The sequence below is a fragment of the Planctomycetaceae bacterium genome (assembly GCA_039680605.1).
Lineage (GTDB): Bacteria > Planctomycetota > Phycisphaerae > SM23-33 > SM23-33 > JAJFUU01.
The window spans coordinates 1-23,022 of sequence record JBDKTA010000033.1; the positions used below are offsets into that span (position 1 = coordinate 1).

Sequence of the window (23,022 nt, forward strand, 5' to 3'; positions counted from 1 at the left end):
GGCTGATCGGATCCAAAACAAGTGAAAAGACCCTTTGGGGTAGCAGAATGCCGCCATTGCACCGCCATTCCTGCACAAATCGACCGAAAATAATCTGCATAAATCTATAACTGCGGAAGTTGGGCTAGCCTCTGCGGCTGGCTCAGAAGCCCATCTTCGCCAGCAGGTCCTTGGCTTCTTTGGCCTGAGCGGAATCACCGTGGTTGGCGACGATTAGTTGGAGAATCTGGGCGGCACGCTGTTTCTGATCATTGGCCAGGAGCATTTTGGCCATCTTCAGTTGTGTTTCGGCGTTATCAGAGGGCGCAGGCTTGGGAGCGGGCGTTTGTGGCGCGGCGGGCTGCGGCGGATCAGCGTTTTGCACGACGGGCGCGGCGGCCTTGGGCACAGCCGGCGGTCGCCAGGGCAAGGGCGGGTCAGCCTTGGCTTGGGCGCCGCCGGGGCCGCCCTGGGATTCCTTCATCCTCCGCAGTTCGATCAAGGCCGCCTGACGCCTCAATTCGAAGGCGCGGTACTGGGCGACGCCCCTGGCGGACTTGTCTTCGCGGAAGCGATCCACTCCGTTCTGGGCTTCGGCGTACTGGGCTTCGTAATACGCCCGCTGCTGCGAGTTGACCGGTTGGGCGCTCGTCGCGACCGGCGGGGCTTTGCTGGCGGCAGCGTCGCGCTTGTCGAAAGCGGTCCTGGCGGCTGCGGCGCCGGCGATGAACTCGCTCTTGGCCCGCACGACGGCGAAGGCCTCGGTGATCTCGGCGATCATGTCGGGGGACAGGTTTCTGTCATTGGCGCGGATCTGCCAGACCGAGAGCAGCCCGAGGTCATAGTTGATCCCGGCGTTGTCGGCGTCGCCCTTGAGGGCCCGGACCAGCAGCGCAGCGGCGTCGGCGATCTTGCCCTCGGCGCCGCTGGCGTACGCCAGCACGCCGCAGGCGAGCGGGTCACGGCTATCGAGGCGCACCAGGTCCTGCGCGGGCATGATGCCCATGCGCGGCTGGTCCAGTTGCAGCAGGCGGCGCAGGTAAGCGCGGTACAGCTTGGCGTCGCGGGCGTTGACGGTGCGGGCACGGGCGTATGCCTCGGCGGCGGCAGTGAAGGTTGGGGCCGTCTCGATCGCCTGAATCAGCGGCGCCGGGACGGGCGGGGCCTCCTCCGCGCCGGGCAGAGCGATTTCGGGCACGACCATGCCCTTGACCGCCGGCGGGCGGAAGGTCAGCAGCGGCATGGCCTTGTCGCCCTGCGCGATGGTCTTCTCGGCGCGTTCGACATCCCGTTTGCACTGAAGGATCCGGGCGTTGCGCTGGGCCAGCGCCCGCTCGATGGGCCCTCGCTCCTGCTTGGCGCGCTGCGCTTCACTGACGGCATGTCGCATGCCCGCCTCACACGCGGCGGCGTTGGCCGCCGAATTGGGGCTCTTGCTGTCGGCCAGGAATCGCGCCTTGTCGATCTGCATCTGGCGATAGGACTTGTCCGCGGCCACCGCCCGGTCGTTGAGCGTTCGCAGTTGCAGCTCGAGACCGGGGTTTGCCGCCATGGCCGCGACGAGGGCGGCCTTGAGCTGCGGCAGGCGTTGACGCTGCTCGTCGGCGGCGGCGCGACACTTGGCAAAGGCGTCTTTGCAGTAGGTCTGGCCGTCATAGAACCCTCGCTTGTTCTGAACCAGCTTCAGGACCTCCATGAACTCCTGCTGATCGGCGGCGCCAACGGGGTTGTCGACGGCGTAGATCAGCCAGATCGCCAGGATGCCCATATCGTAGGCGACCCCCTCATTTTCGGGATTCGACCGGGCCGCCTTGACCAGCGCGGGCAGGGCCTTGGGAATATTGCCTTTGGAGGCCGCAAGGTACCCGATAACGCCGTGGGCGAGAGCGTCTTTGGGATCCAGCGCGACCAGGTCGTCCGCGGCCCGGGCGGCCAGTTGCGGCTGACCCATTTCCAGCAGGCGCTGCACGTAGGCGCGGGGGATGGCGGGATTGCTTCGGTCGAGAGTGCGAGCGGCCTGGTAAGCCGTTGCCGCGGCAGCGGCATTGGGCGCCTTGGCGATGGCCGAGGCCACGCCGGTTTCCTGGTCCGGGTCTGTCGAGAGCGGTTGCGCGCCGCCGTCGCCGGGCGTCGCGGCCAATATCGCCGCCATCCACAAGAGCATTCCAGAGGCCATTGCGCTGCTCCATTAGCCGGCGTGTACATGAACAGGCTGGAAAGCCTGTTCCACCAACGACCGCATCTACAGGGTGATCGTGTCGAGCAAGGCCTGGGCCTGGCGCGAAATCTCGCTGTCGGGGTATTGCTGAATGATAGCCAGCAGTTCCTGGATCGCCTTGTCGCGTTGATTGTTGCGGATGAGCATCTGCGCCAGCTTCAGGCGGCGCTGGCCCTGCGACAGCGGCGAGGCGCCCGTCGTCGCGGTCGGACCCGAAGCGGCGGGCTCTTCCGCGACCGCGTCCGATGCATCAGCCGCAATCACGCCGCCAACCGCCGGCGGCTTCCAGGGCATTGTCGGATCGCACTTCTCGAAGGCCTGCAGGGCCTTGGTTTCTCGTTCTTTTTGCTGCTGGGCTTTGATGATCGCCCGCTCGCGCAGGACCACGACCTGCCGCAGCGCATTGCCCTGGCGCACCACGCCGGCCAGTTCGTCGCGGGCCTGGCGGTAGTCGGCCTGGGCCTCGGTGACGTAGGCCGGAAGGCGCGTGTCGCTGCTGTTGCGCGCGTCGAAGTTGTAGCGGCGAACCGTTTCGTCGGCCGCTCGCATGCGGCGCTCCAACGCATCGCTGCGCCGCTTGAGGACGTTGAATTGCTCGGCCGCTTCCCGGTTCTTGCCCTGGGCGTCTTTGATGTCGGAATCCAGCTTCGTCAGTCGCTCATGCTGGGTCTTGATGTAGTCCTGCCGGAGTTTAAAAGCTGCCAGGGCGGCCTTCCCCCCTTCGGCAAAATCTTTCTTCGACTCCCACTGCGACTTGAGGGAGGCGGCGGACGATGCAGCCTCGGAAGGAATGTCCGACTTGCGCACGGTGCTTTCCTGCCAGGCGCAGATGACGCCGGCGTTGAACATGATGCCCGCGTTGTCGTCGGCATATTTCGCGGCGTTGATCAGGGCGGGCATCGCCTCGCCGACGCGGCCGGAGCGGGCCTTGGCGTATCCGATCACTCCCCACGCCAGACCGTTCTGGGCCTCTATCGCCGTCAATTCCGCCGCCGGAACCGCCGCCAGCAGCGGCTGACCCAGTTCGAGCATGCGCTGGATATAGATCTTGTAGATCTGCGGGTCGGCCTTGTCTGCCGAGCGCGCCTCGACATAGGCCTTGCTGGCGGTAGTAGCGTCCGGGGCATCGTGAATGGCCTGGATCAGCTCGATGACGGACGGCCCGCCCGCCGGCTGGGCCGATGCCATTGCGGACGTCAGAATCCAAACCACCGCCGCGACATGTACAGATGCGTGTTTCATCATGTCTTTGCCGTCCTGAAATAAGACTGCACGGCCAGTTTACCTGCGCGTGGATCGACAGACAACACCAAGGTTAACGCACGGCCGCAAGAGAACATGCACGCAGAGTTCACGGGATCAGACGGCAGGGGGGTGGCATGGCGACACGCGTTGCTCAGCGGGCCTGCCTGCCGGCAGGCAGGTCGCCATGGGTGTGCGCTGAGCATCATGGCGACCCACGAAAAACAAAAACGTGTGTCGCCATGCCACCCGTGGGTTCAATGTTCGACTGTGTTACTTGGCCACTTCAGCGGCGACGAGGTCGCCCACTTCGCGGGTGCCAAAGCCCATCTTGCCCGCGGCCTGGCTCTTCATCTTGGCCGTGGTGGCCATGACGGCGTTCTCGACGCGGTTGCCGGCGTCAACGAGCTTGGCATCGTTCTTGTGCGTTCCGGTCTCGCGCAGGAGCATGCCGACAGCCGCGATCGCGGCGATCGGGTTGATCACATTCTTGCCGGTGTACTTGGGCGCCGAGCCGCCCATGGGCTCGAACATGCTGACGCTCTTGGGGTTGATGTTGCCGCCGGCGGCCACACCCAGACCGCCCTGGATCATCGCGGCCAGGTCGGTGATGATGTCGCCGAAGATGTTGTCGGTGACGATGACGTCGTAGAACTCGGGGTTCTTGACGAACCACATGCAGCAGGCGTCGACGTGGTTGTAGTCATGCGTGATGTCGGGATATTCCTTGCCGACTTCCTGGAAGGCGCGCCACCACGTGTCGCCGGCGAAGGTCAGCACGTTGGTCTTGTGAACCAGCGTCAGGCGCTTCTTGGGCGAATTGCGGCGGCGGCAGAACTCGAAGGCGTAGCGGATCGCCCGCTCGGCGCCGAATCGCGTCGTGCAGTTGATCTGCGTCGAGACCTCGGCCGGAGTGTCCTTGTACTGCACGCCGCCCATGCCGGTGTAGAGGCCCTCGGTGTTCTCGCGCACCACGACGAAGTCGATGTCCTTGGGGCCTTTGCCCGCCAGCGGACACTCGACGTTGGGGTACAGCCGCACCGGACGCAGGTTGATGTACTGGTCCATCGCGAAGCGAAGCTTCAGCAGCAGGCCCTTTTCCATGATGCCCGGAGCGATCTTCGGGTGTCCCACGGCGCCGAGATAGATCGCGTCGTAGGTCTTGAGCTGGGCGATTTCGTCGTCGTGGATGATCGGGATCGAAGCAGCCGCCGGGTCGCCGCCGGCATCTAGATACCGGTCGCCGCTGACGTTGAAGTCGGTCAGGCTGTACTCGAAGCCGACCTTGGCCGCCACGGCCTTGAGGACCTTCAAGCCCTCGGCCACCACTTCCGGACCCGTCCCGTCGCCGCCGATCACCGCTATTTTCGTCATGTCATGTTCCTCGTTAAAGAGTTCCGGAGTGTATCGAGACGGGCTCTACAGGACAAGCAGAATTCATGTGGAGTGCGGCAGCCTTAGCTGCCGCTTTGGCAGTTGTTCGGTGCCCAGAAACTCCAAAAGCGGCAGCTAAGGCTGCCGCACTCCATAGCTCCCCGGCGGGGACCGACAGAAACGACCTCTGTGGCCACGTTGACATGCAGACGCAGGACGCGGACAATCCTCTCATGGCCCTGCCGGCACAACCTGCGCCTGTGAAACTCATCTGCGGGATGATCTCTGCGCGAGCCGAACTGTTTGACGCGGCGACGGCTGAGATGGTGAAAGATTTCGGGCCGGTGGACTTGAGCAGCGAGGTGTTTGCGTTCGATCTGACGCATTATTACGACCAGCAGATGGGCAGCCCGCTGTATCGCAAGTTCGTGGCTTTTGAGCGGCTGGTGGACCCGGTGGTGCTGGCGGGGGCGAAGCTGCGGACCAATCAGATCGAGGCACAATTTGCCACCGGTGCCACGCACAACTCCGTTGTGCGTGTCCCTGACCCTTCAGGTTCAGGGATGCATGGGCGGGACGCCCATGCCACACCGCAAGAGCATGGGCGGGACGCCCATGCCACACAGCCGGTGCGGCCGATCAATCTGGATGTGGGATATCTGGCCTTGAGCAAGCTGGTGCTGGCGAGCATGAAGAACTTCTCGCACCGGATCTACCTGCGCGACGGCGTGTACGGCGAGATCACGCTGCTGTACCGCGGCCGGCGGTGGGAAGCTTTGGAATGGACCTTTCCCGATTTCGCCTCGGGACGGTATGATGCGTTCCTTAGTGAGGCCCGCCGCCTGTTGCTGGCCGGGCCGCGCCGGGAGTGCGAGAAATGATCGTCTGGGGCGCTGCAGGACTGGTTGTGCTGGCCTTTGTGCTTTCGTCGCTGGCGGCGCCGCTGGCGCGGCAGATCGCCCTGCGCTATCGGGTGCTGGATATCCCCAGTTCGCACAAGAGCCACGCCACCCCCACCCCCCTGCTGGGCGGCAGCGCGATCTTCTTCGCCATCGCCGTGCCGGCGGTGGGCGCTTTGGCCGTGGCGAGTTTCTGGGCGGATACCGGCGTGCCGCAGTTCATGGCGCCCTGGTCCAGGCACATCGCCGGGGCGGCCCTTCGCGCGCCGCTGGCGCTGGGGCTCCTGGCCGGAGCGGCGGCGATCCATGCCCTGGGCGTGCTGGATGACCGGCGCGGGTTGGCGGCCTGGCTCAAGCTGGCAACGCAGACCCTTGTGATCATGGTGCTCGTCAGCGCGTGCGGGCTGAACTTCCCGGCGGGGCTGCACGGCACGACGGGCTTCATCGTGACGGTCATCTGGCTGGTGGTGGTGATCAACGCCTTCAACTTCCTGGACAACATGGACGGGCTCTGTGCCGGCGTGGCGTGCATCCTGGCCGCGGCGCTGCTGGGCGTGACGGCCGGGACCGGGCAGATGTTCGTTTCCGCGTGGCTGTGCCTGCTGATCGGGGCGGTAGCCGGATTTCTGCCGGCGAACTTTCCGCCGGCCAGACAGTTCATGGGCGACGGCGGAAGTCTGCTCATCGGATACATGCTGGGCGTTCTGACGTGTCTGACCGATTTCGCCGGACCGGCGGCGATGGCCGGTCCCAACGGCATCTTCGTGCCGCTGGTATTGATGGCCGTGCCGCTGTACGACTTGTTCAGCGTGATCATCCTGCGACTGGCCGAGGGGCGCAATCCGATGATCGGCGACATGCGACACTTCTCGCACCGCCTGGTGCGCCGCGGCATGAGCGTGCGCCGCTCGGTGCTGACCAATTACCTCTGCGCCGCCGCCACGGCCACCTCCGCCACGCTGCTGACCTACACCATCGGCCCGGCCGGGGTGGTGCTGGTGCTGGTGCAACTGGCGGCGCTGCTGCTGATCATGACGATGCTGGAAGCGGGCGTGAGCAAGTCACGGTAAAGAATCAGATCGCCACAGAAATCCCGGCGCTCGCTTCACTCGGCCGCAACCAAAGGGGGCTCTTCGCCGCCGAAAGTCTCGAGCAGTTTCGCCGGCCGCCGTCGCCGTAGGACCCCAGGCCCCAAGCCGGCCCCCCGGTAGCCTCCGTTTGGGGTGAAGCAATAGTGGTACAGAGGGCACAGAGAAAGAAGGACCTCTTCTTTCCAATCTCGTGTGGGTGCCGTGGCGGGAGGGCGAAGCCCGACAGCCACGATCCCCGCACGCCAGGGACGCTCTTACTGCAAGGTTCGGGGATCGTGGCTCTCCGGGCCTTCGGCCCTGCGCGCCACGGCACCGGCCGTTATCCAGCCGCCATGTTCGCTGCAGGTCGCCGGAGACATGGCGGCTGAGAAACGGCGGCTCGACTGAGCTCGCCGAAGTCCGCAATGGCACCCATCACGGATCAGGCTTTCAGTTCAGCGGCGACTTCGGCGGGGATGTCGAAATTGGCGTAGACGTTCTCGACATCGTCATGGTCTTCGAGGATCTCCATCAGGTTCAGGGCCTTGCGGGCCTTTTCGGCGTCGATGGTGACGGTGTTCTTGGGCACCATGCCCATCTCGGCCGAGACGGTCTTGATGTCGTTCTTGGCCAGGGCCTGCTTCACCTGCTCGAAGACGGAAATCTCGCACGTGACGGTGAATTCCTCGCCGTCGGAGGCGATGTCTTCGGCGCCGGCTTCGAGGGCCACTTCCATCAAGGCCTCTTCGGTGGTCGCGTCGGCGGGAATAATGAACGTGCCCTTCTTGTCGAACATCCAACTGACACAGCCGGTGCCGCCGAGCTGGCCGCCGACTCGCTCGAAGAGCTTGCGCATCTCCGGCGCGGTGCGGTTGCGGTTGTCGGTCAGGCACAGGACCATGAACGCCACGCCGCCTGGGCCGTAGCCTTCATACACCATTTCTTCGTAATTGACGGTCTCGAGCTCGCCGGTGCCCTTCTTGATCGCCCGGGCGATGGTGTCGTTGGGCATGTTGACGGCCTTGGCGTCGTCGATGGCGTAGCGGAGCTGGAGGTTTTCTTCCGGCTTTCCGCCGCCATGCTTGGCGGCGATGATGATTCGCTTGGAGAGCTTGGACCACTGCTGGCTGCGCTTGGAGTCGCTGCTGCCCTTGGCCCGCTTGATCTTCGACCAATGAGAATGTCCTGACATAGTCGCTTACCTCAGTCTTGCTTCAATCGCATTTCACCGCGGAGATCGCAGAGACCGCAGAGAGGAAGAGAGAGGAAAAGGGAAATGGATGGAATAGCTCCATCTTCCTTTTCTTCTTCTTTTCCTCAGCGTCCTCAGCGTCCTCAGCGTCCTCCGCGATCTCTGCGGTGAACCTATTTTGTTTCCGCCACGCCTTTGCCAAGCGGCGCCGGCGTGGGTTGTTTGCCGGCCTTGATCGCTTCGATCTTGGCGAGGGTCAACTTCAGGATACCGCGCATCTCGGCTGAAGGGAACTTCTCCTTCTGCGCCAGTTCGAGGGCCTTGATCCACTGGCGGTTGGCGAGGTCCATGAGGCCCAGCCGCGCACAGGCGTCGCCGAGGTGGTCGTGGATGACGGCGTGTTCTTCGCCGTCGGCAGCCATATCCTGCAGGGCCTGATCGAGGATGCGTTTGGCCTGGTCGAACATTCCCTGTTTGTAGCGCAGCCACCCCAGCGAATCGAGGCTGGCGGCGGTGCGGCGTTCGGCGAGGGACTTGCGGATCATGCGTTCGGCCTTGGCCAGTTCGACGCCTTCGTCGGCGTATTGATAGCCAAGGTTGTTGTTGAGGGCCGGGTCGTCGGGCTCGAGGGTCAGGGCCTTTTCCAGGGCGGCGCGGGCCTCGCCCGGGCGCCCCAGTTCGGCCAGGCCCAGCGAGATCACCGAGAGCATTTCAACGTCGTTGGGGTCTTTTTCCAGAAAGGCCTTGGCCCGCTCGACGCCGCGGGCATGCTGATTCTGCATCAGGATGGTCCGCACCAGCATCTGGCGATGCCAGGCGAGGATCTTGTCGGGCGTGAAGACGACCAGCAGGCGGGTTCCGCGGTTGAGCAGCACGCCGGGGGCGGGCGCGGGGGCGGGCGGTTTGGCTTTGCCCGGTTGCGTCAGGGCCGGCTGCGTGGCGACGGTGGCTTCAAGCTGCGTCAACCAGTCATCGAGCTGCTTCTCGGCCCGCTGGAATTGGTCGGCTTTGACCAACCCGCCAATGAGCATCTGTCGCGGTTCGATCTGCCAGCGATCGCCGGCGAGCAAGGCGTTGGTGTAGGCGACGGCCTGGTCGATCTTGCCGTCTTTGCAGTACCAGTCGATCTTGATCTGCCGCAGCAGCGAGGCCACGGACGGGCTGGCCAACTGGATCCACTCGTCGATCAGCGGGTGGTCGTACACCTTGCCGCTGTTGAGGGCGCCGATAACGGTGAAGATCGCCTGGTCGCCCCCGCCGCCGCTGACCCATTTGCGCCCGAACTCGACGAGCTTGTCAAACTGCTTGTTCTGGACGAGCAATTGCAGCTTGAAGCGGCGGAAGAAGTCGGCTTCCCGCAGCGAGCCGGCGGTCAGCCACTTGTCCACCAGCTCATTGGCCTTGTCGTACTCCTTGGCATTCTGGAGGGCCTGGAGCAGACTCAAGTAGACGCGGTCGGTATCGTCGGACTGTGCGGCCCAGGTTCGGGCGAAGGTCTCGGCCTTGTCGAACTGGCGGGCCTTGCAAAACAGGGCCATCTTTTCGCCGCGCAGGCGGTTGGCCAGAGGCTCTTCGGGCGAGGAGTCGAGCCATCCGTCCAGAAGTCTCTGGGCGTCGTCAAAGCGGTCGGTCTGGTTGTAGATCTTGATCAGGACCTGGCGGAGGATGTCCTTCTCGCTGTTTCCCGAGGCGCGCTTAAGATACGCCTCGCCGCGTTCGATCGCCTCATCGAGCCTGGAGAGCTGCTGAAGCACTTCGATCTGTTTGAGCTTGGCCCAGAGCAATCCACCGCTTCGGGCGAGAATGTCGTTGAGCGTCGCGGCGGCGGCCTCGAACTGCCGCGCCGCGACCATGGCCTGGACATAATGCTGGGCGATGTCGGCGCGGTCAGGGTGCTCCCTGTGGAGCTGCTGCCAGATGGCGACGGCTTCGCTCAGGCGGCCCTGGCGGGCAAAGAGCGTTGCCATCATGCGTGCGGCCTGAAGGTGGCGCGGATGATCTCGCAAGATGGCATTGAGGACGCCGACGATGCGGTCGAACTCCTTGGCCTCGATCCGCGCGGCGCCGGGGGGAATCTGCTGCGCCAGCACGAGCAGTTGCACGTCGGGAACATGGCCTTGCTCGCGGCGCAGGGACTCCAGCAGGGCCATCGCCTCGCGGTGCTTGACCGGGTTGTGCCGCCCTGTCAGCAACGCCAGCTCCACCTGCATCAACCGCACGGCCGTGTCGTCGCCATGGCGCTCCATCAGGTGCTGCAGCACGATGCCGGCAGCGTCGTGGTCGCCCTTGTCCATCAACAGGCGGATCAGGCGCGTCGAGGCCTCGATGTTGTCCGGGGCCGCCACGACGGCAGCATTGAGCAGCGAGATCGCCTCGGCTTGTTCGCCACATCGCAGTTGGGCTTCGGCCAGGAGCATCAGCACCTGCACGTCGCGGGCGTTGAGGGCGTGGGCCTCCTTGAGAAGTTCGACGGCCGCGCCCATGTCTCCGCGGGCCAGCGCGAGGCGCCCACGCAGGAGCAAGCGAAAGAAGTTGTTCCCGCCCTGTCTTGCGATGCGTTCCACGAGGCGGTCGACTTTGTCAAATTGCCTCTGATCGAGATACAGCCCCGCCAGGGCCTCGCAGGCGGGCATGTAGTCGGCCTTGACGTCCATCGCCCGCTGAAACTGATCGGCGGCCAGGAGCTTGCGTCCGGCGGCGATGGCCAATTGCCCGGCCACGTAGTGCATCGCCGGGCGTGCGGGCGATTTATCCGCCACGGCCTGGCGTGCCAGAGTGCGATCAAGTTCGCCCACGTCGGCGGCGGTCAGGGCGGCGGCGGCTTGGGCAACCGCCTCGGCGGCGCCTGGGTCAGCCCCGAGTGCCTGCACCAGGACGTCGACGGCCGCGGGGAGGCTTCCGTCCTTAGCGGCGGCCGACGCGAGCACGACGGCGGCTGCGGGGGTTCTGGGAGCCTGCTTGAGCACGGCCCGGGCGATCTGAGAGGCCCCGGACGAATCGCCGGCGGTCTGGGCGGCGCGGGCCAAGGCCATGGCGTATGGCACGCTGAGCTTTCCGCCGGCGCTATGCTCCTGCCAGAGCCTCTGGAGAAGTTGCCCGTCGGCGGCGCCGGCGAGAACTCGCCTGGCCAGGGGCTCGATCCGCGATTGCAGCGAGGGTTCGTCGGCCATCTCGGCCAAGGCCTTGGCTGCGCGGGGATAGTCGCCCGCCTTGGCCAGCGCCTCGATCATCAGTTCGCCCCACTGGCCCTGGGAGCGGTCGCGTTCGTAGGCCTTGCGGAACTCCTCGGCGGCTGCGGGATATTTGCGGAGCTTCATCATCAGCGTGCCGCGCTGAGCCTGGAGGCGTTCCGGTCGCGTGGCCAGATATTTCAGAGCGGCCCGATCGGCGTACTGCCTGGGGTGTGCGGCGAACCAATCGCCCAGCATGTCCCAGCACTGCAGTGCGGCGGCGGAATACCCCTGCTGCTCGAGCATTGCGGCCAGGTCTCGCATCGCTTCACCGGCCAAAGGATTGTCGGGCGTGGCCTGGCTGCACTTGACGGCGGTTCGCAACCGCAGCAGCGCCTCGTCGCGATTTCCCGCCAGCAGGGCCAGACGCCCCAAGGCCAACTGGACGTCAAGATCGTCGCCGTCAGCCGCGGCGGCGGCAGTCAGCGCCTTGATGGCGCTGCCGGGATTTTTCAACTGGCGGTAGATCAGGCCGGTGACGCGCAGGACGCCAGGGTGATCGGGCGCGAAGCCCTCGGCTCGCTGGGCCTTGACCAGGGCGGCGGCGGGATCGTCCCGCTCGAGAAGTTCCTGGGCTTCCTTGAGCGCCGCGGCGGCGCGGGCGGGCAGTTCGGCGACGGCGCCTTTGGCCGGACGCTGAACGGGGGGAAGAATGTCATCGAGCCCCAGCAGCGCCCGCGGAGGCAGCGGCGCCGGCTGGGTTGCGATTCGGGAAGCGGGGGCGGTGGCGGGCTGGGAGGCCGGCGCCGTGGCCGACTGGGCGGAGGCAAAGTCTGGTTGCACCATCATCGCGCCCAAAGCCAGGGCTGCTGCCGCACAGCAGGCGATGACGCGATGGATGCACACTAATGAATGACCTTATTCAACGGATACGTAATGATACCAGTCCCGCCGGCGCGAACAAGCTGGGGAACCAGATCGCGCTCGATGCGTTCCTCGATGATGACTTCGACAGCGACCCAGTTGGCGTCGGCCAAGGCGGAGACGGTGGGCGATTTTTCAGCCGGAAGGACGCCCAGGACGGCATCGAGCGAGGCGCGGGGGACGTTCATTTTGAGCCCGACGCGCTGACGGGCGGCGATGGCGCCTTGGAGCAGCAGGGCGATGTTCTCGATCTTGGAGCGTTTCCAGGGCGTGTCCATCGCTTTGTGGTTGGCGATAAACCGCGTCGTCGACTCCAGCAGCGTGTCGAGCACGCGCAGCTTGTTGGCGCGCAGGCTCGAACCGGTCTCGGTCACGTCCACGATGCCGTCGAGCAGGCGGGCCTTGATCTCGGTGGCGCCCCAACTGAACTCGACCTTCACGTCGATGCCCTTGGCGGCGAAGTACCGGCGCGTCACGTTGACCAACTCGGTGGCGACCGTTCCCCCGGCCAGACCCTCCGGCGCGGTGACGGGGCTTTCTTCCGGAACGGCCAGCACCCAGCGCACCGGGCGCAGGTTCTGCTTGGCATAAACCAGTTCGGACACCTCGGCCACGTCGGATTCGTTTTCGAGGATCCAGTCGCGTCCGGTCAGTCCGGCGTCGATGACGCCGTCGGCGACATAGCGGCTCATTTCCTGGGCGCGGAACATGAGGATCGAGATCTGGTCGTCGTCGATGCTGGGGGTGTAGCTGCGCGACGAGACCTGGATGTTGTACCCGGCGCGCTGGAAGAGGTCCAGCGTGCTGTCCTGCAGCGAGCCTTTGGGAATACCCAGCACCAGCTTGTCTTCTGCCGAACGGTGAACCATCGAGCTTCCTTTACTTCCTGGCGGCCTTGCGGGGCGCGGGGGTGGAGGGATTTTTTCCGGCCGGGGCGGGCTTGCCGGCGGTCTTGCCAGGACCTTTGCCTTTGGCCAGGGCTTTGGCTTTGGCGCGGGCGCGGGCCTGCGTCAATTCTTCCTCGCGTGCCTTGGCTTTGGCCAAGGCGTCGGCCTCGGCTTTGACCTTGGCGGCGGCGTCGGCGACGGCCTGATTGGCCGCGTCGATCTTGGCCTGGGCCTGTTCCTGGATCTTGCGATGCTTGGCCAAAGCCTTGGCGTGCTTGGCGACGTACTGGCGCAGCGCCAGGTGCGCGGTCATCATGTCGCTGCGACCGACGAGGCGCTCGAACATCTTCTGGATTTCGGCGCGGTCGAGTCCTGGCGGCAGGTGGCCGTTGAGTTCCATGGTTTCAACGAGCGTCTGGTCGACGGGCAGGGCGCGCACGTCCAGGGCGACCATGGCGGTGTACGCGGCGGCGTAGTGGTCGAGACCCAGTTCCATGAGGTATCGCCGGACGGCCTTGGCGGGCATCTTCTCCATGTGGGCGCCGCTGACGTCGTTGGTGCGGTAGAAGATGGCGTTGAGGCTGTCCTGGAGGGTGCAGGCTTTTCGTCGCGAGAAAGGCAGCTCCCTCAGGCACTCGACGATGTCCTTGACCGGGGCGACGCGCAGTTCGTTGTAGTCGACGAACTCGTCGTTGAGCAGGGCCATCGCGACGGTGGCTTCGGCCTCGGTGGCGTCGGCCTGGAGGATTCCCTCGATCATCGTGACGACCGGGTCGGCCTGGTCGCTCTTGCGCGGGCGCTTGGCGGGGCGGTTTTCGTTGATGATTTTCTTGATCTTGGTTTCGTAGGCTTTGATGCTTTTCATTCCGAATCGTCCTGGCTGTCTTTCCCGTCGCCTTCGGCGGCGTCGGGAGATTGTCCGGCCTCAGCCGCGGCGGCTTCGTCTTTATCGCGCAGCTCCTGCGCGACCTGCTGAAGAATTTCGAGGGTCTTGATGGTTTTCTTGAACTGCACGTCGAGCACAAAGTCCAGCGCGGGGGTGTGGCGCAGGGTGATCTGGCGCATGAGCAGTTCCTGGAAGTGCCCGGCGGCGTGGCGCAGGGCCTGGAGGGTCATCCGCTGCTCCTTGTCGCTGCCCATGACGGAGATATAGACCTTGGCGGTCAGGAGGTCCTCGGGCACCTCGACGCGCACGACGGACGTGCGCGCGGGGTCCACCCGCGGATCGGATAGCTTGGTCAGGATCAACTGACCCAGCACGTCGCGTATAAGGTTGCCCACTCGTTGACTTCGGCGCGTCATCTCAGACCCAATCGATCTGGCTCTCGACCAGAATCATGTCGCGGTGGGACGCCGCGGCGGTCACGATCCGCTGCAAAGCCCCTTCCACGTACCGTTTGTCGCTGCCGACCATCGCCACCGCCAGCACGCCCCGGCGAGGGTTGTCCTGGCTGGCCACCTCGGCCACCGACACATTGTGCCCCGCTGCCAGGCGGTCGCGAAACCCCTTCAGGCTGCGACGCTTGTCCTTGAGCGACGCGGCCGCGGGCAGGTGAAACTCCAGATGAAGCAACCCAACCGTCGTGGCCATGTCGTCCTCTCAGGTGGCACAGGCTTTCCAGCCTGTGCCCCACAGCCTGGAAAGGCTGTGCCACATTACAGCGACCGAGCCACCTCGGTCTGCTGGTAGAACTCGAGGGAGTCGCCTTCCTTCACATCATCGTAGCCCAGCAGCTTGATGCCGCATTCGGTTCCGGAGCGGGCCTCGCGAACGTCGTCCTTGTGGCGTTTGAGGCTTTCCACCGTCCGCTCGTCCGAGACGACGACGTTGTTGCGGATGATGCGCACCTTGGCGTTTCGCGCGACGCGCCCTTCGCTGACGATGCACCCGGCGACCGTTCCGATCCGCGAGATCTTGAAAACCTGGCGCACCTCGGCACGGCCGAGCGTCTCCTGGCGAATCTCGGGCTTGAGCCCTTCGCTCATCAGCTTGCGGATGTCGTCGACCACCTCATAGATGATGCGGTAGAGGCGGATGCCGATTTTCTTTTCTTCCGCCAGGGCGCGGGCGGCCGAGTCGGCAACGACGTTGAAGCCGACAATGATAGCCCCGCTGGCCTGGGCCAGCGTCACGTCGCCGGTGCTGATGCCGCCGACGGCGGCATGCAGGATGTTGACCCGCACCTCGCCGGTGGAGAGCTTGCCCAGCGTTCCGGTCAGGGCCTCGATAGAGCCCTGAACGTCGGCCTTGAGGATCATCGGAACCTCGGTGACGGCGCCGTCTTCGATGCGGCTGAAGAGGTTGTCCAGCGTCAGCGGCGAGGCGTTGGTCAGGGTGCGGGAGCGTGAGGCTTCCTTGTACTCGCTGGCGACGTTGCGGGCGCTTTCGATGTTCTCGACCACGTAGAAGCGGTCGCCGGCCTGGGGGATCTCGTCCAGCCCGGCCACCTCGATCGGCATGGAAGGCCCGGCCTCGCGGAGGCTGCGCCCGTGGCTGTCGATCATCGACCGCACGCGGCCAAAGCCCCTGCCGGCTACCAGCACGTCGCCGATGCGCAGCGTTCCGTTGCGGACCAGGAGGCGCGCCACGACGCCGCGCCCGGGATCCATCTGGCTTTCGATGACGAACCCTGTCGCCGGGGCGTCTTCCTCGGCCTTGAGCTCGAGGATTTCGGCCTCGAGGCTCAGCAACTCGATCAGCTCGGGCACGCCCTTGCCGGTGACGGCGCTGGTCTGGATCATTTCGACGTCGCCGCCCCACTCGCGCACGGTCACGCCGTGTTCGGCCAACTGGCCCATCAGGCGCTGCACGTTGGCGCCGGGCAGGTCGATCTTGTTGCACGCCACCACCAGCGCCACGCCGGCGGCCTTGGCGTGACTGATCGCCTCGGCGGTCTGGGGCATGACGCCGTCGTCGGCGGCGACGACCAGCACGACCACGTCGGTCATGTTGGCGCCGCGGGCTCGCATGGCGGTAAAGGCCTCGTGCCCGGGCGTATCCAGGAAGACCACGTGCAGGTTGTCCTTGTCATAGCGGTACGCGCCGATGTGCTGGGTGATTCCGCCCGCCTCGCCGTCGGCGACGGCCGTATCGCGGATGCGGTCCAGCAGCGACGTTTTGCCGTGGTCCACGTGTCCCAGGAACGCCACGACCGGCGCCCGGTTGACCAGATCGGACTTAACGCGTGCGTCCATGGCCTGGAGCAGCTTGTCCTGCGCCGTATGGGCCATCTGCACGACCAACTCGATGCCGTACTCGGCGACTATCGTCTCGGCCAGCGATGTCTGCATCACCTGGTTGATCGTGGCCATCGTGCCCAGGCCCATCAGCTTCTTGATCAGTTCGGCCGTCTTGATGCCGGTGGCTTCGGAGAGGCCTTTAATGCTGATGGGCTCGGCGATCTCGACCTTTCCGGTCTTGACGTTGGGTCCGCCGATGGTGCTGGCGCGGGTGACATTGGCGCGGTGGCGGCGAAGGCCTCCCCCTGCCGACGCCAGTCGCAGCGAGCGCTCTTCCAGGTCGACGTTGCCCCATTCCTTGATCTTGTCGCCGCCGTCGGCGGCGCCGCGCCCGCGGCGTCGGGGGCTGCGTTTCTTTCCGGTTTTGCGGGCTTCTTCTTCCTCTTCCTGGGCAGTGAGGATCTTCTTGGGGGCCGCCCCCGGGGCCGGCGAGGCGAGGGACGCTCCGGAGACTCCGGCCGGACGCGCCATTGGCGGGCGGCGCCGGCGCGGCGACTCGACCGCCTCGGGGCGCTCGACGCGCACGACCTTGGGGCCTTTCATGACGGCCGGCCGGGGCACGACCTGAGGACCGGCGGCCATCACGACAGGTTTGACCGGTTCGGCGGCCTGGGGCGGTTCGGCGGCGGGCTCGGCGGGCGGTTCCTGCGGCGCCGGGGCCGGGGCCTCGGGGACGGCGGCCTGCACCGGTTGAGGCGCGGGCGCGGGCGCCTGCTCGACGAGAGGTTCTTCCGGCGGCGCGGGGGGTTGCTCTTCGACGGGGGGTTGTTCGGGCTGCTCGGCGGGCGCCGGCTCTTCGGCGACAGCGGCGGGTTCTGCGGCGGTCTCGGCGGCGGGCTCTTCGGCGGCGGTCTTTCCGCGACCGCGGCGGCGCCGGGCCTTGGTGGCTTCAGCGTGCTCTCGCTCCAGGTCGACCGGTTCGGTGGTTTCGACGGCGGTGATCGTCTGTCCCTGGCTGAACCATTCAGTGATGGTCTCTTCCAGACCTGCCGACACGGTGGACATGTGATTGTCCAGGTCGATGCCTTCAGCCTGGCACTTATGCAAGATGGCCTTGCTGGTGACTCCCAGGTCTCGGGCTATTTCAAAAACTCTTCGCTTTGCCAAGAATGCCTCCCGGCGTTTTTAGGTACATCATTTACCGGCGGCAGACGTGCTGCCGTCGGATCGGTTTTTACGACTGCTCTGGCTCCGTGGGCGCCTGGGGCTCAGGGGTTTGGTCCTCTGCTGGTACGCCGGCGTCTGCGGCAAGTTCATCGACGCTGGCGGCGGCAGGCGTTCCACGAACGCGGGCGGATTTTCCGGCGGCCTTGGCGGCGGCATCGGCGGCGGCCTTCTCGCTGGCGACGCGCTTGGCTTCCTGCCCGCAGCGGGCGACGATGCCCTTGGCCACTTCCGGCGAGAGCTTGATCTCGCTGACCAGCGGTCCGACGCCCACTTCGTCGACATCCAGCACGTTGACCATGCCCATGGCCACGATCTGGTCGACGACCGTGGCGTCGACGCCCTCGACCCCGCGAAGGGCCTTTTCCAGAATATCCAGCGCCCCGTTGAACTCGTTGGGCGTCAGGATGTCGATGTCCCAGTTCGTCAACCTCGCCGCCAGGCGCACGTTCTGCCCGCGCTTTCCGATGGCCAGTGAAAGCTGGTCTTCGACCACCACGACCGTCGCCCGCCCCAGCTCAAAGCACAGGGCGATCTCGGCCACCTCGGCAGGCTTGAGCGAGTTGGCGATCAGCACCTTGCTGGACTCGTTCCAGCGGACGATGTCGATCTTCTCGCCGCCGAGTTCGTCGACGATGTTGCGGATGCGGCTGCCGCGAACGCCCACGCAGGCTCCGACGGCGTCGACCTTCGAGTCGGTGCTGTCGACGGCCACCTTCGTGCGGTAGCCGGCCTCTCGGGCCAGGGCCTTGATCTCGATGATGCCTTCGGCCACTTCAGGCACTTCCAGCTCGAACAGGGCGCGGATGAAGTCCGGGTGCGTTCGCGAGAGGATCACGCGCACCTGGTTGGGCTGTTCCCGCACGTCCAGGATCATGGCGCGGACGCGCTGGTCGCTCTGGTAGCTTTCGCCGGGGATCTGTTCGCTGCGGGGCATGAACGCCTCGGTGCGCCCCAGGTCGACGATCATGGAACCGCCTTCCCATCGCCCGGTGCGCCCGGTGACGATCTGCCCGCGACGCTGGCGAAACTCGTCGCTGATGCTGCCTCGTTCGGCCTCGCGAAGACGCTGGAAAATCACCTGTTTGGCGGTCTGGGCAGGGATGCGCCCCAATTCGCGGATGCTCTTGGGCTGGCCGTTGATCGTCGCGGTGATCTCGCCGCTGACGCGGTCGAACTGCACGGTCACGTCTTCGCTCTCGACACCGGCTTTGCGGATCGCTGAGCGGACGGCGGCCTCGAGGTCCTGGAAGACCAGTTCCTTGTCGATGTTCTTGTCGCGGCAGAGCGCCTCGATGATTCTCAACAGTTCCTGATTCATTCGCTAATCCTTATGTCATCCCCCGGTCCGCGCTCGCGCGGTCGATCCCGGTTCCGCCAGACAACAAAAAAAGTGGGTCGTCTGGCCCACTTCTCAAGCGCACCACCCTGCGGTCCACCGCCGCAGGCGAGTTTTGCTCAATGCATGCTCGACTCCTGCAAACGGCAGTCTACCTGCGACGGCGCTGGGGCCTTTCTCCAGCATCCGCTGGAGACCAGAACCACCTTGTGTCTGGGCTCAGACACCTGCACGGCCTCTTGTCAGGTAAACCTTCACCACAAAGCTCCCGGCCTGAGAAAGTTCGGCTGTCACTACTGAACACTATAGTTGATTATAAAATCCTAAAACTGCCGGTCAACAACAAAAATAAACGGAATCACGCCACCCCTTGCCTGCCGACCGGTCATTCATCTCCAATTCTAACACCGTACAATGTCCTGGAGGAGATAAGGAGGGGGAAAAATGCCCGCCATCGGCCGTTTCCAAAAAACGTGCATCACGATTCTTTCCGGGCTGCTCGTGGCCGACTTTGCCCAGGGGCGCGTGGTTTCTTCAAACCCGCCCAGACCCGACGCCACGCCACCGGCCCCGAGCCTGGGGACCGTGACCCAGCCTGGTATCACTTACAGACGCGGCGCGCCGCCGCGAGACACCACCTTTGTGCCCGGCGGACGCGTGCTCTCGGCGCCGCCAAGTTCGGTTACTTTGCCAAACCTGCCGGCGGTCAACCCGGTGGCGCAGCCTGGTATCACTTATAGGCGATCCGCGCCGCCAGTTTATCCCCGGGGCGTTCTGGTTGCCCCCCTGCCGCCGACGGTGACCACGCCCATTTCGCCGGGCACCGCCGCCGCCCTGCAACCGGGCGTCGCAAGCCTGGGGCCGCTGAGGGACCTGCTGGGGCAACCCTTTGCCCCCGTTGCCGGACCCGCCAGCCCTCCAGCCGGCGCCCAGATAAGCCCCGGCCAGGAAGCCACACCCCAGACGCCGACGCCGACCGAGCTCGCCCCGCGTTCGCCCTTGACCGGCACGCAGCCAGGAGTGCCCGGGCCGCCCGACACACGCTCGCCGCTGACGGGAACAGAGCCGGGCGTGCCCGTCACCGGCGGAAACGGCGCTGTGCTGACCGGAACGCTGCCGGGCGTCCCGGTGGCGGGCGACGTGTCCGGCCGGGCTACCGGCACGGCCACAACGCAACCGTCGGTTTCGCCGTCGCCTACGGAAGTGGCCCCTGAGCGTTTTGAGCGTCCGGCGGCACCTGCGCCGGAGGGCTTCGCGGATGTGCCGGCCGATTCCGACGAGTAACGTCGCGGTGTCGGGGGGCTCTGTTGTTCGCATTGACCACAATGCCATCGCCTGTGGCGGAGGCGTGATATTGCATTATCTCTTCAGCTTGGGTAGGGTTATGCCAACATGATCGATATCAAACAACTTCGCGCACAGCCCGAAAAGTTCGCACAGGCGGCGCGCGACAAGAAGTTCAACGTGGACATCCAGGCCTTGCTGGACATCGACGCCCGTCTGCTCGATGCGCGGCGAGAAGTTCAGGACATCCGCACGCGGCAGAACGCCGCCGGCAAAGACATTGCCCGCCTCAGCGGCGACCAGAAGCAAAAGGCCATCGCCGAGTTGGCGCAGCTTAAGGCCCGGGGCAAGGAACTGGCCGCACTGATCGAGCAGCTCGAACCGCAGTTCAACGAGCTGATGCTGCTGGTGCCCCAGCCGGCCGCCGCGGAGGTGCCTGTCGGCGCCGACGACACCGAGAACGTCGAGCTGCGCCGCTGCGGCCAGCCGCCGCAGTTTGACTTCGAGCCCAGGGACCATGTCGAGTTGGGCGAGTTGCTGGACATTATCGACATCCCGCGCGGCGTCAAGCTGGCCGGGACGCGAAACTACGTCCTCAAGGGCGCCGGGGCGATGCTCCACCAGGCCGTGTTGCGACTGGCCATCGACCAGATGCACGCCAAGGGCTACACGCTGATGAGCGTTCCGGTGCTGGTGGATGAAAAAGTCATGTACGGCACGGGATACTTCCCGCTGGGGCGAGAGCAGGCGTACCTCGTCGAACGCGACGGCATGAGCCTGGTCGGCACGGCCGAGGTGCCCCTGACGGCGTACCATACCGACGAGATCCTCCAGGAGTCGGACCTGCCTCGCAAGTACTTCGCCCTGAGCACGTGCTTTCGCCGCGAGGCGGGGGCGGCCGGCAAGGACACGCGCGGGATCTACCGCATTCACTCGTTCGACAAAGTCGAGCAGGTCGTGCTCTGCCGCAACGACGAGGAGGTCTCGCGCACGCTGCACCAGGAGATTTTGCAAAACGCCGAGGACGTGCTGACCGCGCTGGAACTGCCATACCGCGTCGTCAACGTCTGCACCGGCGACCTGGGGCAGGGGCAGGTGCAGAAGTTCGACATCGAGACCTGGATGCCCTCGCGCGGCGGATACGGCGAGACGCACTCGGCCAGCCGCTTTTATGAGTTCCAGGCCCGGCGGCTGAACATCCGCTATCGCGACGCCGGCGGCGAGATCAAGTTCGTACACACGCTGAACAATACCGTGATCGCCTCGCCGCGCGTGCTGATCGCGATTCTGGAGATCAACCAGAACCCCGACGGCAGCGTCAACATCCCCAAAGCCTTGAGGCCTTACATGGGCGGGATGGAGAAGATAGTAGCACGGGCATCTTGCCCGTGAGTAGCATGGGCATCTTGCCCGTGCTCCCTGAACACTTGTTGCGGCGCTACGAAATAGCGGCCTCAATTTAAGGCCCAAACACGATTCAGTGAAAGGAATCAACCATGACACAGACACCTCCCGAAACGCCGGTCACCCCGCCGCCGTCTGGCGATAAAGATGCGCGGACCTGGGCTATAGTTTCTCACCTGGCGGCCCTGATTGCCTTCCTGGGCATCCCGCTGGGCAACGTGATCGGCCCACTGGTGGTGTGGCTCATCAAGCGCGACATTCCGCTGGTGGACGAGAACGGCAAAGAAGCACTGAACTTTCAGATTACCGTGGCTATTGCCTATGTCGCAGGAGTGATCTTGACCGTCACGGGAATCGGCGCCTGTATTGGCGTTCCCATTCTCATTGCTGCGGGCCTTGTGGACTTGATCTTCATCATCATCGCCGCGGTCAAGGTCTCGGGCGGCGAGTCGTACAAGTATCCATTTTCCCTGCGCCTGGTGAAGTAAGCGGCACAGTTGCCTGCACGGGCGATACCGAGATGGTATAGTGGCGCTTCATGGAGTGAGTGAATGATCGTTGTGATGAAACCCGGCGCGACGGAAAAGCAGGTCGAGCACGTGGTGCGCCTCGTGCAGGAGTTCGGTCTGCGCGAGCACGTCATCCACGGCACCGACCGCACGGTGGTGGCCTGCCTGGGCGACAAACGCGCCGTGGACAAGACCGCCATCGAGACCGCCCCGATGGTCGAACGCATCGTGCCGATCCTGGCGCCGTACAAGATGGCCTCGACCGAGGTCAAACGCACCCGCACGCAGATCTCCGTCGGGCCAGGCAAGTTCCCCCTCGGCGGCAAGAAGGTCGGCGTCATCGCCGGACCCTGCAGCGTCGAAAACCGCGACCAGCTCCTGCGCACGGCCGACGCCGTCAAGGCCGCCGGCTGCATCGGTCTGCGCGGCGGGGCGTTCAAGCCTCGCTCCAGCCCGTACAGCTTCCAGGGTCTGCGCGGCGAGGGGCTCAAGATTCTCGCCGAGGCGCGCGAAAAGACCGGCCTGGCGATCGTGACTGAGGTCGTCAGCGTCGAAACGCTGGACGAAGTCGCCGCTTGCGCCGACGTGCTGCAGATCGGCGCCCGCAACATGCAGCACTACCCGCTGCTCGAAGCCGTCGGACGCGTCAACAAGCCCATCATGCTCAAACGAGGCATGAGCGCCACGCTCGAGGAGTTCATGCTGGCGGGAGAGTACATCCTCAACGCCGGCAATCCCAACGTGATCTTGTGCGAGCGGGGCATCCGCACGTTCGAGGACTACGTTCGCAACACGCTGCCGCTGGCGTCGGTGCCCGAACTCAACGACAAGACCCACCTGCCCGTCTGCGTGGACCCTTCGCACGGCACCGGACACGCCCACCTGGTGCCCGCAATGAGCCGCGCCGCCGTGGCCGCCGGCGCCGACTGCCTGATCATCGAAGTACACCACGACCCCGAGCACGCCCTCTCCGACGGCGCGCAGTCGCTGACCCCCGACGTGCTGCTGCAACTGATGGGCCAGCTCAAACGCATCGCCCAGGCCATCGGACGAGACGCTTAATATGGAGTGCGGCAGCCAGAGCTGCCGCTTTCGGAGTTTTTCCGCATCGAACAACTTCCAAAGCG

Annotated in this window: 17 protein-coding genes; 6 read left to right on the forward strand and 11 right to left on the reverse strand. The window is 65.2% G+C overall.

Annotation, left to right across the window (positions count from 1 at the left end):
* Positions 1 to 142: 142 nt before the first annotated feature.
* The 3 genes from ABFD92_09335 to ABFD92_09345 all read right to left on the reverse strand — a co-directional run bounded on the left by ABFD92_09335 (position 143) and on the right by ABFD92_09345 (position 4,813).
* Entirely contained in the window at positions 143 to 2,155 is a 2,013-nt protein-coding gene (locus tag ABFD92_09335) for a hypothetical protein (protein MEN6504729.1), read from the reverse strand.
* A gap of 66 nt (positions 2,156 to 2,221) precedes the next feature.
* Positions 2,222 to 3,442, reverse strand: a complete 1,221-nt coding sequence (locus tag ABFD92_09340; GenBank protein MEN6504730.1) for a hypothetical protein — start codon at positions 3,440 to 3,442, stop codon at positions 2,222 to 2,224.
* 270 nt (positions 3,443 to 3,712) lie between these two features.
* On the reverse strand, positions 3,713 to 4,813 hold the full coding sequence (locus ABFD92_09345) for a 3-isopropylmalate dehydrogenase (protein ID MEN6504731.1): 1,101 nt from the start codon (positions 4,811 to 4,813) through the stop codon (positions 3,713 to 3,715).
* A gap of 233 nt (positions 4,814 to 5,046) precedes the next feature.
* Between ABFD92_09345 and ABFD92_09350 the strand changes: the two genes are divergently transcribed.
* Together ABFD92_09350 and ABFD92_09355 are read left to right on the forward strand one after the other, a co-directional pair.
* The gene (locus tag ABFD92_09350) at positions 5,047 to 5,694 is read left to right on the forward strand and encodes a DUF4416 family protein (protein MEN6504732.1); all 648 of its coding nucleotides are present in this window, start codon (positions 5,047 to 5,049) and stop codon (positions 5,692 to 5,694) included.
* Positions 5,691 to 6,782, forward strand: a complete 1,092-nt coding sequence (locus ABFD92_09355; GenBank protein MEN6504733.1) for an MraY family glycosyltransferase — start codon at positions 5,691 to 5,693, stop codon at positions 6,780 to 6,782. Before ABFD92_09350 ends, ABFD92_09355 begins: the two co-directional genes overlap by 4 nt.
* A gap of 442 nt (positions 6,783 to 7,224) precedes the next feature.
* Here ABFD92_09355 and ABFD92_09360 read toward each other — a convergent pair whose 3' ends face one another.
* The 8 genes from ABFD92_09360 to nusA all read right to left on the reverse strand — a co-directional run bounded on the left by ABFD92_09360 (position 7,225) and on the right by nusA (position 18,680).
* Entirely contained in the window at positions 7,225 to 7,974 is a 750-nt protein-coding gene (locus ABFD92_09360; GenBank protein ID MEN6504734.1) for a YebC/PmpR family DNA-binding transcriptional regulator, read from the reverse strand.
* Between the two features lie 173 nt (positions 7,975 to 8,147).
* Entirely contained in the window at positions 8,148 to 12,050 is a 3,903-nt protein-coding gene (locus tag ABFD92_09365) for a tetratricopeptide repeat protein (protein ID MEN6504735.1), read from the reverse strand.
* Positions 12,050 to 12,937 (reverse strand): ATP phosphoribosyltransferase, encoded by an 888-nt coding sequence (hisG, locus tag ABFD92_09370; protein MEN6504736.1) that lies wholly within the window; start codon positions 12,935 to 12,937, stop codon positions 12,050 to 12,052. Before hisG ends, ABFD92_09365 begins: the two co-directional genes overlap by 1 nt.
* Before the next feature lie 10 nt (positions 12,938 to 12,947).
* Positions 12,948 to 13,820 carry a hypothetical protein gene (locus tag ABFD92_09375; protein ID MEN6504737.1) on the reverse strand — a complete coding sequence of 291 codons (873 nt, stop codon included), beginning with the start codon at positions 13,818 to 13,820 and terminating at the stop codon, positions 12,948 to 12,950.
* Positions 13,817 to 14,257, reverse strand: coding sequence for a 30S ribosome-binding factor RbfA (gene rbfA, locus ABFD92_09380; protein MEN6504738.1), 441 nt, complete (start codon positions 14,255 to 14,257; stop codon positions 13,817 to 13,819). Before rbfA ends, ABFD92_09375 begins: the two co-directional genes overlap by 4 nt.
* Position 14,258: 1 nt before the next feature.
* Positions 14,259 to 14,546 (reverse strand): DUF503 domain-containing protein, encoded by a 288-nt coding sequence (locus tag ABFD92_09385; protein ID MEN6504739.1) that lies wholly within the window; start codon positions 14,544 to 14,546, stop codon positions 14,259 to 14,261.
* Positions 14,547 to 14,611: 65 nt separating this feature from the next.
* Entirely contained in the window at positions 14,612 to 17,302 is a 2,691-nt protein-coding gene (infB, locus tag ABFD92_09390; protein MEN6504740.1) for a translation initiation factor IF-2, read from the reverse strand.
* 67 nt (positions 17,303 to 17,369) lie between these two features.
* Complete coding sequence (nusA, locus tag ABFD92_09395) at positions 17,370 to 18,680, reverse strand: transcription termination factor NusA (protein ID MEN6504741.1); 1,311 nt, start codon at positions 18,678 to 18,680, stop codon at positions 17,370 to 17,372.
* 543 nt (positions 18,681 to 19,223) lie between these two features.
* On the opposite strand from nusA, the gene ABFD92_09400 reads away from it, so the two are divergent.
* From ABFD92_09400 to aroF, 4 genes are all read left to right on the forward strand, one after another.
* Positions 19,224 to 19,982: a hypothetical protein gene (locus tag ABFD92_09400; GenBank protein ID MEN6504742.1), complete on the forward strand. Its 759-nt coding sequence runs from the start codon at positions 19,224 to 19,226 to the stop codon at positions 19,980 to 19,982.
* A gap of 108 nt (positions 19,983 to 20,090) precedes the next feature.
* Positions 20,091 to 21,374 (forward strand): serine--tRNA ligase, encoded by a 1,284-nt coding sequence (gene serS / locus ABFD92_09405; GenBank protein MEN6504743.1) that lies wholly within the window; start codon positions 20,091 to 20,093, stop codon positions 21,372 to 21,374.
* A gap of 104 nt (positions 21,375 to 21,478) precedes the next feature.
* Complete coding sequence (locus ABFD92_09410) at positions 21,479 to 21,874, forward strand: DUF4870 domain-containing protein (protein ID MEN6504744.1); 396 nt, start codon at positions 21,479 to 21,481, stop codon at positions 21,872 to 21,874.
* Positions 21,875 to 21,937: 63 nt separating this feature from the next.
* Positions 21,938 to 22,957, forward strand: coding sequence for a 3-deoxy-7-phosphoheptulonate synthase (gene aroF, locus ABFD92_09415; protein ID MEN6504745.1), 1,020 nt, complete (start codon positions 21,938 to 21,940; stop codon positions 22,955 to 22,957).
* Positions 22,958 to 23,022 lie beyond the last annotated feature (65 nt).

Excerpts from the sequence above, each read along its gene's own strand:
- ABFD92_09335 (MEN6504729.1), bottom strand. The coding sequence starts at position 2,155 with ATGGCCTCTGGAATGCTCTTGTGGATGGCGGCGATATTGGCCGCGACG.
- ABFD92_09340 (MEN6504730.1), bottom strand. The coding sequence starts at position 3,442 with ATGATGAAACACGCATCTGTACATGTCGCGGCGGTGGTTTGGATTCTG.
- ABFD92_09345 (MEN6504731.1), bottom strand. The coding sequence starts at position 4,813 with ATGACGAAAATAGCGGTGATCGGCGGCGACGGGACGGGTCCGGAAGTG.
- ABFD92_09350 (MEN6504732.1), top strand. The coding sequence starts at position 5,047 with ATGGCCCTGCCGGCACAACCTGCGCCTGTGAAACTCATCTGCGGGATG.
- ABFD92_09355 (MEN6504733.1), top strand. The coding sequence starts at position 5,691 with ATGATCGTCTGGGGCGCTGCAGGACTGGTTGTGCTGGCCTTTGTGCTT.
- ABFD92_09360 (MEN6504734.1), bottom strand. The coding sequence starts at position 7,974 with ATGTCAGGACATTCTCATTGGTCGAAGATCAAGCGGGCCAAGGGCAGC.
- hisG (MEN6504736.1), bottom strand. The coding sequence starts at position 12,937 with ATGGTTCACCGTTCGGCAGAAGACAAGCTGGTGCTGGGTATTCCCAAA.
- ABFD92_09375 (MEN6504737.1), bottom strand. The coding sequence starts at position 13,820 with ATGAAAAGCATCAAAGCCTACGAAACCAAGATCAAGAAAATCATCAAC.
- rbfA (MEN6504738.1), bottom strand. The coding sequence starts at position 14,257 with ATGACGCGCCGAAGTCAACGAGTGGGCAACCTTATACGCGACGTGCTG.
- ABFD92_09385 (MEN6504739.1), bottom strand. The coding sequence starts at position 14,546 with ATGGCCACGACGGTTGGGTTGCTTCATCTGGAGTTTCACCTGCCCGCG.
- nusA (MEN6504741.1), bottom strand. The coding sequence starts at position 18,680 with ATGAATCAGGAACTGTTGAGAATCATCGAGGCGCTCTGCCGCGACAAG.
- serS (MEN6504743.1), top strand. The coding sequence starts at position 20,091 with ATGATCGATATCAAACAACTTCGCGCACAGCCCGAAAAGTTCGCACAG.
- ABFD92_09410 (MEN6504744.1), top strand. The coding sequence starts at position 21,479 with ATGACACAGACACCTCCCGAAACGCCGGTCACCCCGCCGCCGTCTGGC.
- aroF (MEN6504745.1), top strand. The coding sequence starts at position 21,938 with ATGATCGTTGTGATGAAACCCGGCGCGACGGAAAAGCAGGTCGAGCAC.